We start from the raw sequence: 17,956 nt of genomic DNA on the forward strand, positions 1-17,956 counted from the left end.
TCAGAGCGATACTCATCCTATCGCTCTGACCTATTTTAATGTCATGACAAAGAGCAATTGGAAACAGATAGGATTTATGTGTGCATTTTTAACGGCACTGTGGGCCTGTTCGGGCGGTAGCTCCGACACCCCAACGCCCGTTGCACCGACGGATCAGGCCGGTAGTGATCGAAAAGCGATGCTGACCAATATCGCCGACAACATTATCCTGCCCAGTTACGCGAACTTCAAAACAAAGTTCGACCTGATGCTCACCAAATCCGATGCGTTTGCGGCCAAGCCGGACAAAGCCTCACTCACCGAGTTCCGGCAGGCCTGGGCCGATGCATACACCGAATGGCAGAAAGTTGAACTGTTCGACGTAGGTCCGGCGGAACAGAATACGCTCCGCAATTTCTTCAATATCTATCCAACCAACGTGAGCGGTATTGAAGAATACGTAGCTGCCGGTTCCGGTACGTTCGACGTCCCGGCCTCCTACTCGAAACAGGGCTTCCCGGCGCTGGACTACCTGATTAACGGCCTCGGCACCACCGACGATGCTATTGTAGCCCGTTACACGACAGCCGCCGATGCTGCCAAACGAATCGCTTACCTGAAACGCCTGACCACCCAGATGAACACCCAGTTCTCAACGGTGTACACCGCCTGGACGACGGGCGGCTATCGGGATACGTTCGTTAACTGTACGGCTCTGAGTGCGGGCTGCTCGACCTCAAAACTGGTGAACGGGTATGTGCTCAATTACGAACGTTACCTCCGTTCGGGCAAGTTCGGCATTCCATCGGGAGCCATGACCAACGGCACCGTAGCGCCCGACAAAGTGGAAGCGTATTACAAAAAAGATTTGTCGCTGACGCTGGCGAAAGCGGCCCATCAGGCTTCGGTTGATTTCTTCAACGGGAAGAGCGTAAAAACGGGTGCCGAAGGACCGGGCCTGAAAACATACCTGAACTCGCTCGGTGCCAAAGACAGCAGCACGGGCACATCGCTGGTCGACATTATCAATAACCAGTTCAACACCGTCACGCAGCAACTCAGCACGTTGTCGCCCAACCTGTCTGACGAAATTAAAACCAATAATGCATCTGTGGTGTCGGTATATACCCAAATGCAAAAAGCCATCCGGATGCTTAAGGTCGACATGACAACGGCGATGAGCATTACGATCACCTATACAGACAATGATGGCGATTAACCTCGGCTCATGAGCAGTTATTTTCGCAAAATCACCTCGGCGGCTCCACTGGCCGTTTTCAGACTGCTGTTCGGACTGATGCTCTTCGGGAGCATTATCCGTTTCTGGAGTAAGGGCTGGATTGCGGAGCTGTACATCAACCCTCGTTATTACTTCCCGTTTTATGGCTTTGAGTTTGTGAAGCCGCTCGGTCCGTATACCTATGGGCTGTTCGCCATTTGCGGGCTATCGGCCTTGCTGGTGGCCATCGGTTTATTTTACCGAATAGCCATCGTCAGCCTGTTTCTGAGCCTCACCTACATCGAACTGATCGACAAAAGCACCTACCTCAACCACTACTATTTTACGAGTATGGTGTGTTTGCTGCTGATCTTTCTGCCCGCCCACGCTTACTTTTCGGTCGATGCCTACCGCCGTCGGGATTTGCTGGCCAACCAGATTCCGGCCTGGTGCCTCGATTCACTGAAGCTGTTTGTAGCCCTGTTGTACGTCTTTGCGGGTCTGGCCAAAGTGAACAGCGACTGGCTGTTACATGCCCTCCCCCTGCGCATCTGGCTACCAGCCCATAATGACATTCCGATTGTAGGTTTCCTGTTTAATTATCCCTGGGTACCCGTCGCCTTTAGCTGGTTTGGCTGTCTGTATGATTTGAGTATTCCGTTCCTGCTCTGGAATCGGGCAACGCGGCCCTGGGCCTATGCCGCCGTTGTGGTCTTCCACGGGCTGACGGCGTTCCTCTTTCCAATCGGCATGTTTCCGTACATCATGATTGTAACGGCGCTGATCTATTTTTCGCCCGATTTTCACCTGGGCATTATCCGCCAACTCAGTAAATGGTTGTCGATACCGGCCACGTTTCTGTTCAACCACCGCACGTATTCGTATCGTCCTGTGGCGGCAACAGGTACCCAGACATTTTTAGCCCTTTTCTTCGTCGTTCAGCTGCTGTTTCCCTTGCGTTACCTGCTCTATCCGGGCGAATTATTCTGGACGGAGCAGGGCTATCGGTTTTCATGGCGCGTCATGCTTATGGAAAAAGCGGGCTACGCCCAGTTTACGGTGAAAGACAACGCAGGCCATCAAACCATTGTCAACAACACCGAATTCCTGACACCCTTACAGGAAAAAATGATGGCAACCCAGCCCGATATGCTGCTGCAATACGCGCACATACTCCGGGACCATTATGCGCGGCAGGGCTTCCGGCAACCCGAAGTCTATGTCGATTCGTATGTAGCCCTGAACGGTCGCCTGGGCAAACCCCTAATTGACCCGGACACGGATCTGGCCAGCCAACAGGACTCCTTTAAACACAAAGAGTGGATCACCTCCTTCAATGACAAAATTTACGGTTTTTAATTTATTCGTTAGTTGCCTGCTGTCAACGACGGCCTTCGCTCAATATCAACTTTCGGGTACGGTAAACGCCCGACAGGACAGTACGGCAGTGAAAGGCTGCACGATTTACCTCAACAACGGCAGTCGAACGGCGCTGACGGACAGCCTGGGTCAATTTAGTTTTTCAAATCTCCCCAACGGCACCTATGTGCTGAACACCAGCTGCCCCGATTTCAAGGCGGCTACCCAAAAAGCCATCCTCGACGGGCGCGACCTAACGGTACGTATCTATGTGGCTAGTCGGCAGGAAACGCTGAAGGAAGTGACCGTTACCGACAAGCAGTCGGACTTTGGCTTCACCCGCATGCGGGGGGTCGAAAACATGGGGATCTATGAGGGCAAAAAATCAGAAGTGATCATTCCCGAGCAGTTGGTGGCCAACTTATCGACCAACAATGCCCGGCAGATCTACGCCCGCGTGGCGGGCCTCAACATCTGGGAAAACGAGGGTGCGGGCCTTCAACTCAGCATTGGCGGGCGTGGCCTCGACCCCAACCGAAGTTCCAACTTCAACGTCCGGCAGAATGGCTACGACATCAGCGCCGACGCGCTGGGCTATCCCGAAAGCTATTATACGCCACCCATCGAAGCGGTTGGCCGCATCCAGATTGTGCGGGGGGCCGCTTCGCTCCAGTACGGCACGCAGTTTGGCGGGCTGCTCAACTTTGTCATGAAGAAGCCCGTTGCCGACCGAAAATTCGAGTTGGTAGCCCGGCAAACCGTTGGGTCATTCGGGTTTTACAATGCCTTTACCAGCGCCAGCGGTACGGTGGGTAAGTTGAGCTATTACACCTTTTTTCAATACAAGAAAGGTGGCGGCTGGCGGCCTAACTCCAACTTCACCAACTATACGGCCTATGCCGATGTGGATTACCGTTTTTCGGAGAAAACGACTGTTGGCGTTGATATTACGCAGATGAGCTACCTGGCTCAGCAGCCGGGGGGACTCACCGATGCGATGTTCCTCGAAGATCCCCGGCAGAGTAACCGCGAGCGAAACTGGTTCAAGGTCAACTGGACCATGCCCGCGCTGCACTTCGATCATAAGATCAATGCCAATAATGAAGTCAACGTGCGCGTGTTTGGCCTGTACGCTTATCGGTATTCGGTGGGTTTCCGGCCCAACCGCGTGGCCAGTGTTGATGACAACAGCGAGCGGGACCTGATCAAAGGTGATTTCCAGAATTATGGTGCCGAAGCCCGGTATCTGAAACGGTATTATGTGGGCAAACAACAGGCGGTTTTACTGGTTGGCAGCCGCTATTATCATGGCTACAACCACAGCATTCAGGGCCTGGGGACCACCGGAAAAGATGCCAACTTTACCTTTACCGATATGGAGCAGGGCATTGCATCGGACTACCAGTTTCCGAACCGGAACGTGTCGCTCTTTGCCGAAAACATCCTGTATGTTGGCGATAAGCTATCCATTACGCCCGGTGTTCGCTTCGAGTACATTCATACCACGGCCAATGGTTTTTACGGCACCGTTACCCGCGATCTGGCCGGCAACATCATCGGTGCCACCCGAACCAACGAAGTACGCACCAACGGACGGCATTTTCTGCTGGGGGGCCTGGGGCTGAGTTACAAGCCAACGGCGCAGTTGGATATATACGGGAACATTTCGCAGAACTACCGATCCATCACCTTCAGCGATATGCGGATTGCCAACCCCTCGTCGGTAATCGACCCGAATTTGCAGGACGAAAAAGGGTACTCCATCGACCTGGGTATTCGCAGTGTGCAGACGACGCTGTACAACTTCGACTTGAGCGCGTTCTACCTGAATTACAACAACCGCATTGGCGAGGTGCAGTTCTACGACGCCAACGACCGGGTCCTCCGCCGACGGGGCAACATCGGGCAAGCCGTTATCATGGGGCTTGAATCCTATGCCGAAGGCGATTTCCTCCGAATGGCCAACCCCGCCAATACGAACTTAAGTGGTGTCCTGTTTGCCAACGTCGCCCTGATCCATTCCACCTACAAAGCCAGCGAGATTGCCGGAGTCGTTGGCAACCAAGTAGAGTTTGTGCCGAATGTGAACCTGAAAAGTGGTGTGCGCGTAGGCTATAAAAACCTGAAAGCGTCGTTCCAGTACACCTATTTATCGGATCAATTTTCCGACGCCACCAACTCCCGCGAGGGAGGTGTTTCGGCCGTTATCGGGCTGATCCCGGCCTACTCCATTATGGATGCGAGCCTGTCGTATCAGTTCAGCCGGTTCCGTCTGGAAGGCAGTCTTAATAACCTGGCCAACACGGCTTATTTTACCCGCCGGGCAACCGGCTACCCAGGCCCTGGCATCCTGCCCTCCGATGGGCGCGGGTTTTACCTGACCATGCAGGTGCGGCTGTAAGCATTGTTTACGCGTGGTGTCGGGTTCTCATACTCGACACGAAACGATTCAAGCGTTAATAAGGCTGCTGATAAATAGCCTTATTAAAGCTTGAATCGTTATTTTTGTTTTCAACGAACTAACGGCTAATGAACACATTACAGGATACCCGACGCTTGTTGGCACAAAACCGTCCGCATTTAGAAGCCCGTTACCCCATACAACGGCTTGCACTGTTTGGTTCTAACGCCCGCAATGAAGCCACGCCTACGAGCGATGTGGATATTTTGGTCGAATTTAGCCAACCCATTGGCATGAAGTTTTTTGAATTGGCTTTCGAGCTTGAACAGCTACTCCAGCAGCCCGTTGATTTAGTATCCCGACACGGGATAAAGCCAGATTATTTTGCCGCTATCGAATCTGACTTGATCGATGTCTAAACGTATTCCGGCCTTACTAGTAGCTGACATTCTTACGGCCATTAGCAAAATTGAAACCTACACGTAAGGGTTTGACTATGAGGCTTTTTTAGCTGACAGGCGTACGGTAGAAGCCGTTGAGCGTAATTTTGAAATAATTGGCGAAGCGGCTAATCAGATACCTATAGAGTTTCAAGAGGAAAATAGCCACATCCCCTGGCATAGTGTCATCAGTTTCCGAAACCGCCTTATTCATGGCTACTTTGGCGTAGACTATGAAATTGTATGGTATATAATTAAGGCCGATCTAAGCGATTTGAAAAAGCAATTCGAGACGTTGAAAGACACGATCACGTAGAGCCAGGCCATTGCGATGCCCCTACGTGATGGCCTTCCTCGTCAATAGAGCTGCATATCCATCGCTTACTGTGACTCCAGCAACCGCAGCACAATTACGGAGTTGCGGTTGTCCCGGCTTTGCTCGTAGGCAACCAGAACGCCCTTTTCAGTAGCGAGTACGGCCGGATAGGCTGCGTTCACCGTTTCGGGGGTTAGGTAAGCGGTGGGGCTATCGGCCCCCTTCGCGAAAGTGCGCATCCCGATTCGCTGAACAAATGACCCCATCTGGCCGGTGCCATCTCTGGATATGGATTCATCCCACACCCAGATGAGTTGATCACCCGCCAATGCCACCTGCGGATGCCTCGCCCGGCTGGATAAAACGCTGGCGGCTAATTTGTCAGAACCCAGTTGAGCCAGCCGTAAACCAACGGCATCCTCTTTCCCCGAGAACCACGTCATCAAAATATCATTACCCAGTTGCGCGACCACCGGCCCGGCATGTGGGCAGGCGTTCACCTGCCAATGATCGGCAAAGACGACCTGTGGCTTACTGAATGTTTTACCGCCATCCGTCGAAACGGCCGTGCTGATATCTCGGGCCGCTGGTTCGTCGGGCTTACCGGAGGGGAGCAGGTCTCGGTAGGTCAGGTGAATAGCCTTCGATGCGTCGACAAATACATTCGTTCGGCAGCACTGGCAGGCGTTATCATCCACCTGCACCGCCGGGCCAAATCCTTTTCCTTTCGTCGTTTGGGCAAAAACCACCGGTCGGCCTTCCTGACCCGGCAGCTTCTCATCGAGCCAGACCGCCCCAATCTCGCCATTTGGCAGCCGGGCTATGTCGGCATACGAATGGCTTGTACCCGCCTTCACATGTCGATGAACAGGCACTGGTTCGGTCCAGGTTTGCCCATTGTTCGTGGACAGCGTATACAATAAATCACCGGCGAAGCGCGATTCGGGTGTGGGGTTAGGCACCTCAAAAACGGCAATGATCGTTCCATCGGCCTTAACCGCAATCTTGGGCATCCCTTCGGCATGACTGGAGATCGTAGCCGGTGTTTTCACCCTGATTTTTTCGCCGAATGTTTGCCCGTTGGCCGCTACAGCGAAGTAAAATGCAGACTCTTTCTCACTGATTTTCTCTACCCAGCTCAACAGCGGTTTCCCGCTGGCATCGGTCGTCAGGCGGGGGACAACACCCGCAAATTGAGGATTGGAAATTGGGGTTTCTGCGGGTGTCAGAAACGTCAGTAAGGCGATTAGAATCGAAAATAGATGGTTCATGTTCTGTTTGTCTTATGTGTAGAGACGCGACCCTTCGCGTCTTATTCCTTGATGAATGATTGAAGTACCCGTTGTCATTTACCCGAAAAATTATACTGAACCCCAAACACAAACGTGCGCGGAGCCGCCGGGGTGTAGGTGGTGCGATCGGCCGAATTGTTACCCCGCGTCGCGTTGGCAGCAAAAAGGACATTCGTCACATTCAGGACATTGGAAAACACCTCAATACCTTTCCACTGGTACCCTACGCGGGCATTGGCATAGTTGTACCCACCGTAGCTGACCGTGTTGGTCTGGTTCTGGTACCAGCCCGCGACATGCTGCCATTCCAGCGAACTACGAAAGTTTTTCAACCAGGCCGGATAGTAGCTGATTTCGGTATTCCAGAGCGTACGCGGGGCCGATGGCATGTCTTTCCCGTTCACGTTCTGCACTACATCAGATGCCCGCTGGCTGAGCGTGAAGGCCACAAACTGATGTACGGCATGCGTCCCGCCAAACCGCAAAAACACCTGTTTCGACGGCCGATAGGTGATGCCTAACTCAACACCCCGATGCCGTGTCCGACCGGCCGACTGGTAGTCGGTGGAGTTGTCGGGCTGGCGAATGTTGAGAAGTTCATTGATTCCGTTCATCTGGTAGAGAGCGGCATCGATATACAGCTTATTATGCAGCAACGAGGCCCAGCCCCCAATTTCCATATTATCGAATTTGGCGGGTTGCAGGTTGTAATAGAATACATCACCGCCAGTTGTTGGTGTGGTGCGTTTGAGGAAAATAGCCGTGAGGGCGGGGGGCGAAAAGCCCTTTGCGTAGTTGCCGTATATGCCCACTCCCCGGCCAAGGTCATAGGTAGCGCCAAGTTTCGGCGTGGCCTGGCTGTAGTCTTTACTACCCGTACTGTTATCCAGCGCATTGGTGTAATCAAACGCCATTCGATCATAACGAAGCCCTGCCGACAGCCGCAGTTTGGGTAATGGCTCGAACTCATATTGACCATAAACCGCCATATTATGAATGTGGGCCTGGTAGTTTGCCAGCTGAATATCGGGCCGCTCGTCTACCTGCGTGTATTTCTCAACAGATCGTTTGTCGGCCCGGAGCTGGGTGGTCAGATTGGTTTGATAGGCGTAGTACGTATTGGGCGACAGGTCGAGGGTGGCACCGGCAATCAGTTTGCTGTTCAGAAAATTCAGTTTCTGCGTATGCTGCGTAATGACCCCGTAACTCCTGAAATCATTGCTGTTGATCTGACCCGTAGCTGTGGCGGCCCCGGTTACCCACCGAATGGCGTAAGCCGGGTTTTGCCCAACGCTGTTATTACGAACGAAGGCCGTAAAAAACGACTGAGCCGATACGTCGGACCGTCCATCTTTCCAATCGTGCTCCAGCGTCAGGCGGCTACGCAGTGAGACTGTTTTACGATACGTAAAATCGGTGGTACTCACATACTGCCGCGAAAAGAAAGCGGTACTGTCGACGCTGCCACTGGTCTGCGAATTATAATCGTTATAGGACAGCGTACCCGTCAGGCGGGTTCGGGGCGTAAAAGCATATTCGAGCCGGGCGAAATACGACGACTTGTCGTAGTTTGAGCGAGCCATCCAGGAGTCACGCTGCCGGGAGATGAAGCCCCCAACGTAGATGCCGAATTTACCCTGCGTAGTGCCCGCCCCCACTTGTACTCGCTGATATCCCCACTGATCGACCTGAATACCCGCCCGCGCCGTTGGCACCGCTGTTGGCCGTTGGGTTATGAAGTTTACCGCGCCCCCCACAGCCTCCGGCCCATAAATGGATGACACGGGGCCTTTGACCACCTCGATGGAGCTGACCGTAAACTGATTCATTTCGAGCAGGGCATTGTGATTGAAAACGCCCATTGGCCGAACGGGCACGCCATCTTCCATATACAGAAAATACGCGTTTGTCGTCATCGGCTGTCGAATGGCCATCATGTGCTGTTCATTTCCCAGATTGACCATAAGCACCCCCGGGGTTTTGTTGATGACTTCGTAGATGCCCGTGGGTTTGGTTTCGTTGATGAGTTTAGCGGACAGTTTTGAGATTGCCATGGGTGTTTCGGTGCGGAGGGCAGCTTCCCGGTTACCCGTTACGACCACCGGCTGAAGGTCTTCAACAGCGGGTTCGAGTGCAATGCGAACGGGTTGGCCAGGTGAAATACGCACCTCCTGCTGTCGATACCCAATGGCCGATACAGTCAGGCGGGTCATATTAGCGGTTAGGTCGAATCGACCATTTGCATCGGTTAGTACACCTTTTCCGGTAGCGAATATCAGTGTCACGCCGGGTAGCGGCTCGTTGGTCTGGGCGTCGAAGACAAGTCCCGACGGAATAGGCTGTGCCAGAGCACAGCATGCACTTATTGTCCATAACGCGAAGGTTATGAACAGTTTATAAACAGTCATGACAGTAGTTTAAGTCGAGAAAATGAAGGACGAGAGGATTCGAAGGCCAACCAATCGTTGTGTCTTCGAATCGATCAGGTATCAGACTACCGAATAAATCCGCGCACCATCTTCCAATACGTTTGTCTGGAAAACGACAGAGTTATTCCGTCCGCAAGGGCGGACAGGCAGGCTGACAGGAAAGTAGGGTGACTTAAACCTGGGGAGGATGAAACGAGCCCGCTAAGGGAGCCGTGTAAACAGGAAGATGATAGGCAAAAAAATCAGTCGACAACAGCAAAGCCAGATGCCGACGAAATTGAAATGGGATTGTTGCCTGACAAAACAGTTGTAATACGGGCATATGCTGCACCCGTTCTGTCGTTTCTTTGTCCTGTTTGTCCTGCTGAACTTTCAGTTGTTTAGCCAGATAACACTGCCCATCGCAGTGGAGTTGGGGTTTATCCCGGTTCTGGCAGAGCACACGGGCAATGTAGTCCTTATTCACATGATAATACGCAATGGTTCCCCAGGGGCTGACAACAGGCAGCATCGTTGCAACAAGCAGCAGGAAGAGCAGAGCGGTTTTCATGGACAGGCAAAGGTAGGTCCTGATCGAACATGCGAGATGAAAGCACCCGTTTTTTTATCCGTTCGGTATACACAAACAGAGGTGTTTCGCTGTGAAACACCTCTGTGTAAACGCTAAAGTATACTGTTTATCTGTTCTGACACTGCACCATCGCTGACTGATAGTCTGTTTGCAGAGCCAGCAGACAGGTTGCGCAGAGACATCCTTCGTATAAAGATCGGATGTAGTTCTGTTGAGGTTCAGTTAAGGCAACAGCCTGACATTGACACTGACTGACTTCCTCAGCCCGACAGTCGAAGGTACGTTGGCAACGCGGGCAGCTAGTGTGTTCCTGTTTATTGCTCAACAGCGGCTTCATCGGCAGAAATTTCCTTCTCGAATGCGATAAAATTGACGATTTCTTTCTGTTGGTTAGCGATCGGTCGAATGACAATCTGGCACCAGTAAGGTGTGCTGTCCTTTCGATAATTCAACACTTTTTCACTCACAGACTTCTTCAACTCAATCGCTTGCCGGATTCGATTACGGGTCACTATCGATGTATCTTTCCCTTGCAGAAAAGCCGGACGACGCCCAACAGCTTCGTAGCTATTGTATCCGGTCATTGTTTCGAAATGCGGGTTTACGTATTGAATTACCTGGTTCGTATCGGTCACAACAATAACCCACTGATCACTCAACAGGTCATGGCGAACCGGAGCGGTTAAGGCCCAATTCTGCATTTTGGCCAACGCTCGCCAACCCGCACTCCCTGTCAGGAGGGTTGGCCGTTCCCTAAACTCCCAGCCCGCCAGGAGGGGCGTCAGCAGAGAAGGCTGCGGCTGTGCAGCAAGTTGTTTGTCGTAAGGTCCAGTAAAGTTCATAATAACGAATGTAAGACCTTCTGGCCAGTATTAACAGAAAGTTATGGTGGTCCCATTGGATACCCTAACAAATTTGCGTGCCAGTTGGTCTCTTTTTGACTGTCTACCAGTCTTTTGGTTTAATTCGACTGTATTTATATGTCAAGGTAACTGCATAATTAACCATATTGTATGATAGCCATGGCTCTGATTGCTTATTATTTTCATTTTCAGGCGAATAGGGCTGCGGCTTTCGGCTCATAAACGATCGGTACAATTATTGAACCAGGTTTTGTTGGTAATCTTTATAGATTATCTGACGGCCAATTTATCAAAAACCGCGTTATACATACAGCGTTACTGAAAATGCGCCACGCGTAAACATTATATGACACACGATCACGCACATCATGACCATAGCGGGCACCACCACGGTCCAACGGTTCTTACCTCTATTAATCGGGCATTAATTATTGGGGCCATTCTAAACACGGTCTATGTTGTTGTTGAGTTCGTTCTTGGTTTCCATTACAATTCGCTGGCACTGGTTGCCGATGCGGGACATAACCTCAGCGATGTGGCCAGCCTGCTGCTTTCGTTGCTGGCGTTCCGGCTGGCACGGGTGCGCCAAACACCAAGCTTTACTTATGGCTATCGGAAAAGTACCGTGCTGGCCTCACTGACCAATGCCGTTATTTTGCTAATCACCATCGGAGCCATTTTGTGGGAAAGCATCAGCCGTTTCCGCCATCCCGAACCCGTTGCCGGTGGCTCCGTAGCCTGGGTCGCCGGTATTGGTATTCTCGTCAATAGCGTGTCGGCCCTGCTGTTCTTCCGCGACAAAGACCATGATCTGAATGTAAAAGGCGCCTATCTGCATTTGGCAGCCGATGCACTGGTCTCGCTGGGTGTCGTTGTAGCGGGCGTCATCATCAGCTACACCGGCTGGACCTGGCTCGACCCGATCATTGGCGTTCTGGTGGCGGTCGTTATTATGGGTTCGACCTGGCGTTTGCTGACCGACAGCCTACGCCTGTCGATGGATGGGGTACCCGCTGACATCGACCTGCCGAAAGTGCTGACTGATCTACGGTCGGTTGCCGGTGTGGAGGCCGTCCATCATGTGCACGTGTGGGCCATGAGCACTACTGAAAATGCCATTACCGCCCACCTTGTGCTGGCGACGAATCTAACCCCGGATGCCGTAAACACCCTGAAAGCAGATGCCCGGCACCGGCTCGAACACCATAAAATAAGCCATGCCACTCTGGAAACCGAAGTTGGCACCGGGGCCGACCACGGTGCCGAAGTCTGCTAGCGAACGATCATTAAAAAGCCGGGTCACAGTTCGAACCCGTAATCCCGCTCTACTTTACAGATGCGAACTTTATAACTGTCGTACCAGCGTTCGCGGCCTATTTGCTGGGCAATCCGGTGTTCAGCCTTCTCTTTCCAAACGCGAATCGACTCCAGACTTTCCCAGTACGATACGGTAATGCCTATATCGACCCGGGCCGATTCGACACCCAGGAAGCCCACCTGTTCGTGGGCCATCTCGACCATACGGGCAGCCATGTCGCTGTAGCCCTTGTCGAAATCGGTGCGAATGGATGTAAAAATCACAGCATAATAAGGCGGTGAAGGGGTTGACGCAATCATATCAATAAGTATACATTTTTACCATAGGATATCGGTTCATTTTCTGTTTCTTAGTATTTGTGAACTAAATATAACGATTTACTGGCATTACCGTTGATTAAATGAAAGAATTGACATTATTTCAAAAATAAATCTCACTCTGAATGCATGGACTGACCCTGGCAGCCTGACTCATGGCGGCCAACGGTAACTAACAAAGCGGACCGGAGTAGCCCCGTATCCGCTTTGTTGACGTACATTAAAATCAAGCCCGGTTATCAGCGACGCTTCAGCCATGCAAAAGCCCCTGCGGTTACGAGTCCGCCCACCAGATACCAGCCAATCGTCATGGCGGCTGTGGCGGGTGTCCGGCTGCTGGGCGCTGTGCCGAGGCCCATTGGTCCGGGCAAAGCAACGGCACCAACGCCCGCAGCCAACCCCAGGGCAGCTCCCGTCAGGACGGCGTTTTCAGGTTTGGCCAGCCCGATCAGACTGTAATAAATAGTGTTAGACAGCACATCACCACCTAAGGCCCAGTTGTGGAATTCATCATCGGCGGGTGGCTCTTCATCAGCACTTTCCATTATTTTTTTAATAGCCCGCATGCCCAGAATGTCGGCGCGGGGAGCTTCGGGAACGAACTGGCGTACCGTTTCGTGGAGGGCCGTCAGCGCACAGGCACCGGCCAAACCGCTGCCCAGCGATTGCAGGAGAGTCTTGTTTATATCAGTCATAGGTGCTTAACTTGTGAGCCTCTACAAATGTTAACTACCGGTACCAAACCTGACAACGTCGTGCGTTTCCTGACCTTTCTTATTCTCTTAATCGGCTTATTAGCAACCGGTTATCATGCAACCATAGCGCAACAAAAGCCGAAGCTAACCTATTGTAACCCGATGGATATCAGCTATCGGTATAATTTCGAACAGTTGAACGAGAAAATCTCGTATCGCTCCGGAGCCGACCCGGTTATCATCAACCATAAGAAAGAATACTACCTGTTTGTCACGATTCAGGGCGGCTGGTGGCATTCGAAAGATATGGTCAATTGGAAATACATCGTGCCCGACAAGTGGCCCATGGAAGATATGTGCGCCCCGGCAGCATTGTCCGTTCGCGATACGATGTACCTGTTTCAATCAACCTTTGAGCAGCGTCCTATTTTTTACTCCACCGAACCCGAGAAAGGGAAACTCAAGTTTTTCAATCGCTGGCTACCCCGCCTACCCAAAGACATTGGCCCCTGGGACCCGGCACTCTTCCACGACGACGATACCGACAAATGGTACATGTACTGGGGCTCCTCGAATGTGTATCCGCTGTTTGGTGCCGAGCTGGACAAAAGCCGCAACCTGACCTATGCCGGTAATAACCCGGCGGCTTCCTACAAAGCCATGCTCTGGCTCGACCCCTACAAGCACGGTTGGGAACGCTTCGGCCCGAACCACTCCGACCCCTTCAAACCGTTTACCGAAGGAGCCTGGATGACCAAACACAATGGCAAATACTACTTGCAGTACGGTGCGCCCGGTACGGAATACAATGTCTACGGCAACGGCACCTACGTTGGCAAAGATCCGCTGGGGCCATTCGAGTATGCGCCCTACAATCCGGTGGCGTACAAGCCGGGCGGATTTGCTACGGGATGCGGCCACGGCAATACGTTTCAGGATAATTTTGGGAATTACTGGAATACGGGCACAACCTGGATCGGACACAACTGGGGCATGGAGCGACGGATTGTGATGAATCCCGCTGGTTTTGACAAAGACGACCAAATGTTTGCCAACACCCGTTTCGGCGATTTTCCGCATTATCTGCCTGATAAAAATATTCCAACCCAGAACGGGATGAACACCGACGAGCTGTTCACGGGCTGGATGCTTCTCTCCTACCGCAAACCCGCCGTGGCATCGTCGACCTTTAAAGCATCTGCCGTAGACACCTTGTCGGCCGATAAGACGACGGATGAAAACCCGCGCACGTTCTGGGTGGCAGGCCAGAACAAACCCGGCGAAACGCTCACCCTCGACCTGGGTGCCGAACGGGATATACGGGCCGTGCAGGTCGATTACATCGACTACCGACAAACCGTTTACGATTCCGACTCAACGGTGTATACCCAGTTCAAAATCCTGACGTCGATGGACAACAAAAAGTGGACGGTTGTGGCCGATCTAACCGATACGTCGGACCGCAAAGAGCCCAAACGTGACCGCGCCTGCGCCTATGTACCGTTAGACAAGCCTGCCCGGGCCCGCTACGTGCGCTACGAACATGTGTACGTTGCCGGGTCGCACCTGGCCATCAATGCCTTCCGGGTATTTGGTAACGGACTCGGAAAAGTGCCCGCGACTCCGGCCACCCTCACGGCCAAACGCCAGAAAGACCAGCGCAACGCCGACCTCTCGTGGAGTAAAGTACCGGGTGCCGTGGGGTATAACATCCGCTGGGGCATTGCCCCCGACAAACTGTATCAAAATTACCAGTTCTGGAATGACCAGCCCAACACCTTCGAACTCCGCGCGCTCAACGTCGATGTCCCTTATTACTTCGCCATCGAAGCGTTCGACGAAAATGGCGTATCGGTATTGAGTAAGGTGATCGACGACGGATCAGGACTGGGCAAGAAGCAATAGCTTCTGTATCAGGTACATGGCTAGACCACACCAGGCTACACCTAACTATACCATCTGCCCCAGACTACACCTAGGGTTATCCATCTGCCCTAGGTTACACCTAGGGTTATCCACAGTCAACACCTCCGGCGTTGTACCACATCGCAACGCCGGAGGTGTTGACTGTGGATAACCCCGTACGCAGTGCGGGGCTGTACGTAGCGCGGGCACCACCCAGTGCGGGGCGTAGTATAGGACTGACACTACACATACAACATATATACCCAAACAAAAAATAAGTTGACTAAAAACCAGCCTGTACTTATCTTACAGGCTATGAGCTATCGACAGATTTTATATCATATTGTTTTTGGCACCAAGTATAGACATCCAACCATTACGGATGCTCATTGTGAAGAGTTATACAGATATATTTGGGGCGTCATAAAAAACAAGAAAGGGACACTACTTAGAATAAATGGCGTGGAAGACCATATCCACATTCTGAGTGATCTGCATCCGTCGATAGCCTTAGCTGACTTCGTTAAAGACATCAAAGTAGCCAGCTCGCTCTGGATGAAAGCCAGTGGATTGTTTCCTGATTTCGAAGGATGGGCCGAAGGATACGGTGCCTTCACCTACTCGATCAAAGAGCGTGACCGCGTCATCAACTACATCAAAAAGCAAAAAGAGCACCATAAACAAGTGACCTTCACCGATGAATACAAAGTACTACTCGATGAAAACGGTGTATCCTACGACGAAAAACACCTATTCACCTAACAACTCCGAAGGAGTTGACTGTGGATCACCGTATGCGTAGCTTACGGATGCGGCACAGCGTATGGAGATACCCAATAGATAGATACATAGACACACGCCCAGCATACTACCCAACTCACCACACACATACACCTTTACAACCTACTCATGCAGTTTACCTTCCGAAACGACCAGCCCGAGCTTGCCCTGACTATCCTCCGTGAAGTCGGCCAGTGGCTCGCCGACAACGACCGCGAACTCTGGCAAGTTGATACGCTAACGGCCGAGAACCTACTGGATGAACACACCAAGGGCAACCTGTTTGTACTTTACGCCGACCGCGAAGAAGGGGCTGGTCCCGAACCGGCCGGGGTCTTTATCCTGCAGTGGACCGACCCGCTCTACTGGCCCGATGTACCGCCCAACACTTCAGGATTCATTCACAAACTAGCCATTCGCCGACCGTTCAACGGGCAAAACCTGTTTGCCGCTATCATCGACTTCAGCCGGGAGGAGTGCCTGAAACGCGGCATTAAAACCCTGCAACTCGAAACCGATGCCTCAAGGCCCAAACTGATGCAGTTTTATGAACGCTACGGTTTTACTCCCACGTACCAGCGGGAGATGGTGGAGTTTGGGCAGTCATTTACCTGTCAGTTTTATGTGATGACGTTCTAGTCCTGATGCTTGATAGGGGCCCCATCAGCGCCCTATAAACTACCCGTTGCCTTCCGTAGCTGCAACTGACCTACCAGCGCGTCATATACCGCACGGAGGTAGTTCGTCTCGGCCTGTTGCAGACTGTATTCACTATTCCGAAAATCGGCCAGCAACAGCGTACCCGCATCAAAACGAACCCGATCGACAGCGAGTATGCGTTGGGCCTGCTGAATGTTCTTCCGGGTTTCGGCGAGGTTTTCGCGGGCCTGTTCCAGCGTGTTTTTAGCCGAACGGGTTTCGTAATCGAAGTCGTTTTTGAGCTGCTGGATGGTGTTCTGATTCACCTGGGCGCGACGTACATAGTCCTGCCGGTTGAGCCGGGCCTGCCGCCCATCGAAAATTGGGACGCTGACCTGAACACCCACGTAATTGTACCGATACCAGGTATCAGCCTGAAATGGATTGAACCCATCGGCCAGTTGCTGCGCAAAATAAGCCCCGTAAGCCGACACGACCGGCGCAAGACGGGCCTGCTCCCGTCGCTGGTTCAGTTCATTCAGTTGCCGGCTCAACTCTTCCTGTTTCAGTTCTACCCGGCTGCCTGCGGCTCCATTCTGATCCTGAAACTGGGCAAACAAGGTCCCTAAAGAATCGGCAGGTTTAACGGCCTGTGAGGTGTTGATTCGGTAGCGGAGGTTGTCCAGACTAAGTGAATAGTCGCGCTGATCGTTGCGGTAGGTGAGCTCGGCATTGCTGAGATCGAGCGCGAACCGGTCGAAATCCGTTTGTAGGAGTGAGCCCGCCCGAAAGCGGGTTTGCGCCTGTTCCAGATACCCCTGCGCCCGCGTTCTGGCCCGCTCCGACAGCCGGATTTTCTCCCGATTGAAAACGGCCTGATAGTAGGCTTCAGTCACCTGCTGCCGAATATCGACCGCTGTTTTTTCCAGCGTCGTCTGCTGAGCGGCCACATTGACCCGGTTGATCCGCCGGTCGATGGGCGATTGGGCGTCGTAGATTTTCTGTTCGGCCTGTACATTCAACACGTTGGCGATCGGCGTCCCGAACCGGAGCACCACATCCTGCCCGTTGGCAAAGGGCGCGTTTTTGATGACACTTTGCTGAATTTGCGTGTTCCACCGAAAATCGGCTGCGGCCTTCACCTGCGGTTGCCAGCGAGCGCGTCGGCGAGCTTCGTCGCTCTCCGCAATCTGCGTTTGCAGTTGTCCGTTCAGCAACTCCAACCGGTTTTCCTGCGCTTGACGGAGAGCCTGATCCAGCGTAAGATTAACCGGTTGCGCCCTCCCGACGAGCGAAAAAGCGAGGGTAAAGAAGACTATAGCGAGTAGCGACTTCATAGGAATTGAATGAATTAGAGGGTCGTAGATTGGTGGCATGCTACCCCCAATCCCTCCCCTTGAACTAAGGGGAGGGGCTAAAAAAGGAGTAGCCGT

At 52.5% G+C, this 17,956-nt stretch carries 16 protein-coding genes and 1 pseudogene; 9 read left to right on the forward strand and 8 right to left on the reverse strand.

The window, feature by feature from the left end; translation table 11 throughout:
* The first annotated feature begins 43 nt into the window (after positions 1-43).
* From ACYVK4_RS02290 to ACYVK4_RS02310, 5 genes and pseudogenes are all read left to right on the forward strand, one after another.
* A complete protein-coding gene (locus tag ACYVK4_RS02290; protein WP_461125868.1) occupies positions 44-1,198 on the forward strand; it encodes an imelysin family protein in 1,155 nt (384 codons plus the stop codon).
* 9 nt (positions 1,199-1,207) lie between these two features.
* Complete coding sequence (locus tag ACYVK4_RS02295; RefSeq protein ID WP_461125869.1) at positions 1,208-2,557, forward strand: HTTM domain-containing protein; 1,350 nt, start codon at positions 1,208-1,210, stop codon at positions 2,555-2,557.
* A complete protein-coding gene (locus ACYVK4_RS02300; protein ID WP_461125870.1) occupies positions 2,535-4,958 on the forward strand; it encodes a TonB-dependent receptor domain-containing protein in 2,424 nt (807 codons plus the stop codon). The genes ACYVK4_RS02295 and ACYVK4_RS02300 overlap by 23 nt, the downstream gene beginning before the upstream one ends.
* Before the next feature lie 128 nt (positions 4,959-5,086).
* Positions 5,087-5,377: a nucleotidyltransferase family protein gene (locus ACYVK4_RS02305; protein WP_461125871.1), complete on the forward strand. Its 291-nt coding sequence runs from the start codon at positions 5,087-5,089 to the stop codon at positions 5,375-5,377.
* An 82-nt stretch (positions 5,378-5,459) separates the two neighbouring features.
* Positions 5,460-5,714 (forward strand): annotated as a pseudogene (locus ACYVK4_RS02310) (HepT-like ribonuclease domain-containing protein); the annotation flags it as partial.
* Between the two features lie 65 nt (positions 5,715-5,779).
* On the opposite strand, the gene ACYVK4_RS02315 reads toward ACYVK4_RS02310, so the two are convergent.
* The 5 genes from ACYVK4_RS02315 to ACYVK4_RS02335 all read right to left on the reverse strand — a co-directional run bounded on the left by ACYVK4_RS02315 (position 5,780) and on the right by ACYVK4_RS02335 (position 10,848).
* Positions 5,780-6,985: a sialidase family protein gene (locus tag ACYVK4_RS02315; protein WP_461125872.1), complete on the reverse strand. Its 1,206-nt coding sequence runs from the start codon at positions 6,983-6,985 to the stop codon at positions 5,780-5,782.
* 74 nt (positions 6,986-7,059) lie between these two features.
* Positions 7,060-9,414: a TonB-dependent receptor gene (locus ACYVK4_RS02320; RefSeq protein ID WP_461125873.1), complete on the reverse strand. Its 2,355-nt coding sequence runs from the start codon at positions 9,412-9,414 to the stop codon at positions 7,060-7,062.
* A 193-nt stretch (positions 9,415-9,607) separates the two neighbouring features.
* A complete protein-coding gene (locus ACYVK4_RS02325) occupies positions 9,608-9,985 on the reverse strand; it encodes a hypothetical protein (protein ID WP_461125874.1) in 378 nt (125 codons plus the stop codon).
* Between the two features lie 127 nt (positions 9,986-10,112).
* The gene (locus tag ACYVK4_RS02330; RefSeq protein ID WP_461125875.1) at positions 10,113-10,343 is read right to left on the reverse strand and encodes a cysteine-rich CWC family protein; all 231 of its coding nucleotides are present in this window, start codon (positions 10,341-10,343) and stop codon (positions 10,113-10,115) included.
* Positions 10,321-10,848, reverse strand: a complete 528-nt coding sequence (locus ACYVK4_RS02335; RefSeq protein WP_461125876.1) for a PAS domain-containing protein — start codon at positions 10,846-10,848, stop codon at positions 10,321-10,323. Before ACYVK4_RS02335 ends, ACYVK4_RS02330 begins: the two co-directional genes overlap by 23 nt.
* Before the next feature lie 367 nt (positions 10,849-11,215).
* On the opposite strand from ACYVK4_RS02335, the gene ACYVK4_RS02340 reads away from it, so the two are divergent.
* Entirely contained in the window at positions 11,216-12,145 is a 930-nt protein-coding gene (locus ACYVK4_RS02340) for a cation diffusion facilitator family transporter (RefSeq protein ID WP_461125877.1), read from the forward strand.
* A gap of 23 nt (positions 12,146-12,168) precedes the next feature.
* On the opposite strand, the gene ACYVK4_RS02345 is transcribed toward ACYVK4_RS02340, so the two are convergent.
* Together ACYVK4_RS02345 and ACYVK4_RS02350 are read right to left on the reverse strand one after the other, a co-directional pair.
* A complete protein-coding gene (locus ACYVK4_RS02345) occupies positions 12,169-12,486 on the reverse strand; it encodes an antibiotic biosynthesis monooxygenase family protein (protein WP_461125878.1) in 318 nt (105 codons plus the stop codon).
* 257 nt (positions 12,487-12,743) lie between these two features.
* Positions 12,744-13,199, reverse strand: coding sequence for a hypothetical protein (locus ACYVK4_RS02350; RefSeq protein ID WP_461125879.1), 456 nt, complete (start codon positions 13,197-13,199; stop codon positions 12,744-12,746).
* A gap of 27 nt (positions 13,200-13,226) precedes the next feature.
* On the opposite strand from ACYVK4_RS02350, the gene ACYVK4_RS02355 reads away from it, so the two are divergent.
* The 3 genes from ACYVK4_RS02355 to ACYVK4_RS02365 all read left to right on the forward strand — a co-directional run bounded on the left by ACYVK4_RS02355 (position 13,227) and on the right by ACYVK4_RS02365 (position 16,523).
* On the forward strand, positions 13,227-15,104 hold the full coding sequence (locus ACYVK4_RS02355; protein WP_461125880.1) for a family 43 glycosylhydrolase: 1,878 nt from the start codon (positions 13,227-13,229) through the stop codon (positions 15,102-15,104).
* Positions 15,105-15,419: 315 nt separating this feature from the next.
* Complete coding sequence (gene tnpA / locus ACYVK4_RS02360) at positions 15,420-15,866, forward strand: IS200/IS605 family transposase (protein WP_461125881.1); 447 nt, start codon at positions 15,420-15,422, stop codon at positions 15,864-15,866.
* A gap of 147 nt (positions 15,867-16,013) precedes the next feature.
* Positions 16,014-16,523 (forward strand): GNAT family N-acetyltransferase, encoded by a 510-nt coding sequence (locus tag ACYVK4_RS02365; protein ID WP_461125882.1) that lies wholly within the window; start codon positions 16,014-16,016, stop codon positions 16,521-16,523.
* A 32-nt stretch (positions 16,524-16,555) separates the two neighbouring features.
* On the opposite strand, the gene ACYVK4_RS02370 is transcribed toward ACYVK4_RS02365, so the two are convergent.
* Positions 16,556-17,860 carry a TolC family protein gene (locus ACYVK4_RS02370; protein ID WP_461125883.1) on the reverse strand — a complete coding sequence of 435 codons (1,305 nt, stop codon included), beginning with the start codon at positions 17,858-17,860 and terminating at the stop codon, positions 16,556-16,558.
* Positions 17,861-17,956: the final 96 nt, after the last annotated feature.

This window comes from Spirosoma aerophilum (assembly GCF_054782495.1).

What these genes read in the sequence shown, in the direction of transcription:
- tnpA (WP_461125881.1), top strand. Translation starts at nt 15,420, where the DNA reads ATGAGCTATCGACAGATTTTATATCATATTGTTTTTGGCACCAAGTAT.
- ACYVK4_RS02355 (WP_461125880.1), top strand. Translation starts at nt 13,227, where the DNA reads ATGTTAACTACCGGTACCAAACCTGACAACGTCGTGCGTTTCCTGACC.
- ACYVK4_RS02370 (WP_461125883.1), bottom strand. Translation starts at nt 17,860, where the DNA reads ATGAAGTCGCTACTCGCTATAGTCTTCTTTACCCTCGCTTTTTCGCTC.
- ACYVK4_RS02295 (WP_461125869.1), top strand. Translation starts at nt 1,208, where the DNA reads ATGAGCAGTTATTTTCGCAAAATCACCTCGGCGGCTCCACTGGCCGTT.
- ACYVK4_RS02345 (WP_461125878.1), bottom strand. Translation starts at nt 12,486, where the DNA reads ATGATTGCGTCAACCCCTTCACCGCCTTATTATGCTGTGATTTTTACA.
- ACYVK4_RS02300 (WP_461125870.1), top strand. Translation starts at nt 2,535, where the DNA reads ATGACAAAATTTACGGTTTTTAATTTATTCGTTAGTTGCCTGCTGTCA.
- ACYVK4_RS02325 (WP_461125874.1), bottom strand. Translation starts at nt 9,985, where the DNA reads ATGAAAACCGCTCTGCTCTTCCTGCTGCTTGTTGCAACGATGCTGCCT.
- ACYVK4_RS02335 (WP_461125876.1), bottom strand. Translation starts at nt 10,848, where the DNA reads ATGAACTTTACTGGACCTTACGACAAACAACTTGCTGCACAGCCGCAG.
- ACYVK4_RS02365 (WP_461125882.1), top strand. Translation starts at nt 16,014, where the DNA reads ATGCAGTTTACCTTCCGAAACGACCAGCCCGAGCTTGCCCTGACTATC.
- ACYVK4_RS02330 (WP_461125875.1), bottom strand. Translation starts at nt 10,343, where the DNA reads ATGAAGCCGCTGTTGAGCAATAAACAGGAACACACTAGCTGCCCGCGT.
- ACYVK4_RS02320 (WP_461125873.1), bottom strand. Translation starts at nt 9,414, where the DNA reads ATGACTGTTTATAAACTGTTCATAACCTTCGCGTTATGGACAATAAGT.
- ACYVK4_RS02340 (WP_461125877.1), top strand. Translation starts at nt 11,216, where the DNA reads ATGACACACGATCACGCACATCATGACCATAGCGGGCACCACCACGGT.
- ACYVK4_RS02350 (WP_461125879.1), bottom strand. Translation starts at nt 13,199, where the DNA reads ATGACTGATATAAACAAGACTCTCCTGCAATCGCTGGGCAGCGGTTTG.
- ACYVK4_RS02290 (WP_461125868.1), top strand. Translation starts at nt 44, where the DNA reads ATGACAAAGAGCAATTGGAAACAGATAGGATTTATGTGTGCATTTTTA.
- ACYVK4_RS02315 (WP_461125872.1), bottom strand. Translation starts at nt 6,985, where the DNA reads ATGAACCATCTATTTTCGATTCTAATCGCCTTACTGACGTTTCTGACA.
- ACYVK4_RS02305 (WP_461125871.1), top strand. Translation starts at nt 5,087, where the DNA reads ATGAACACATTACAGGATACCCGACGCTTGTTGGCACAAAACCGTCCG.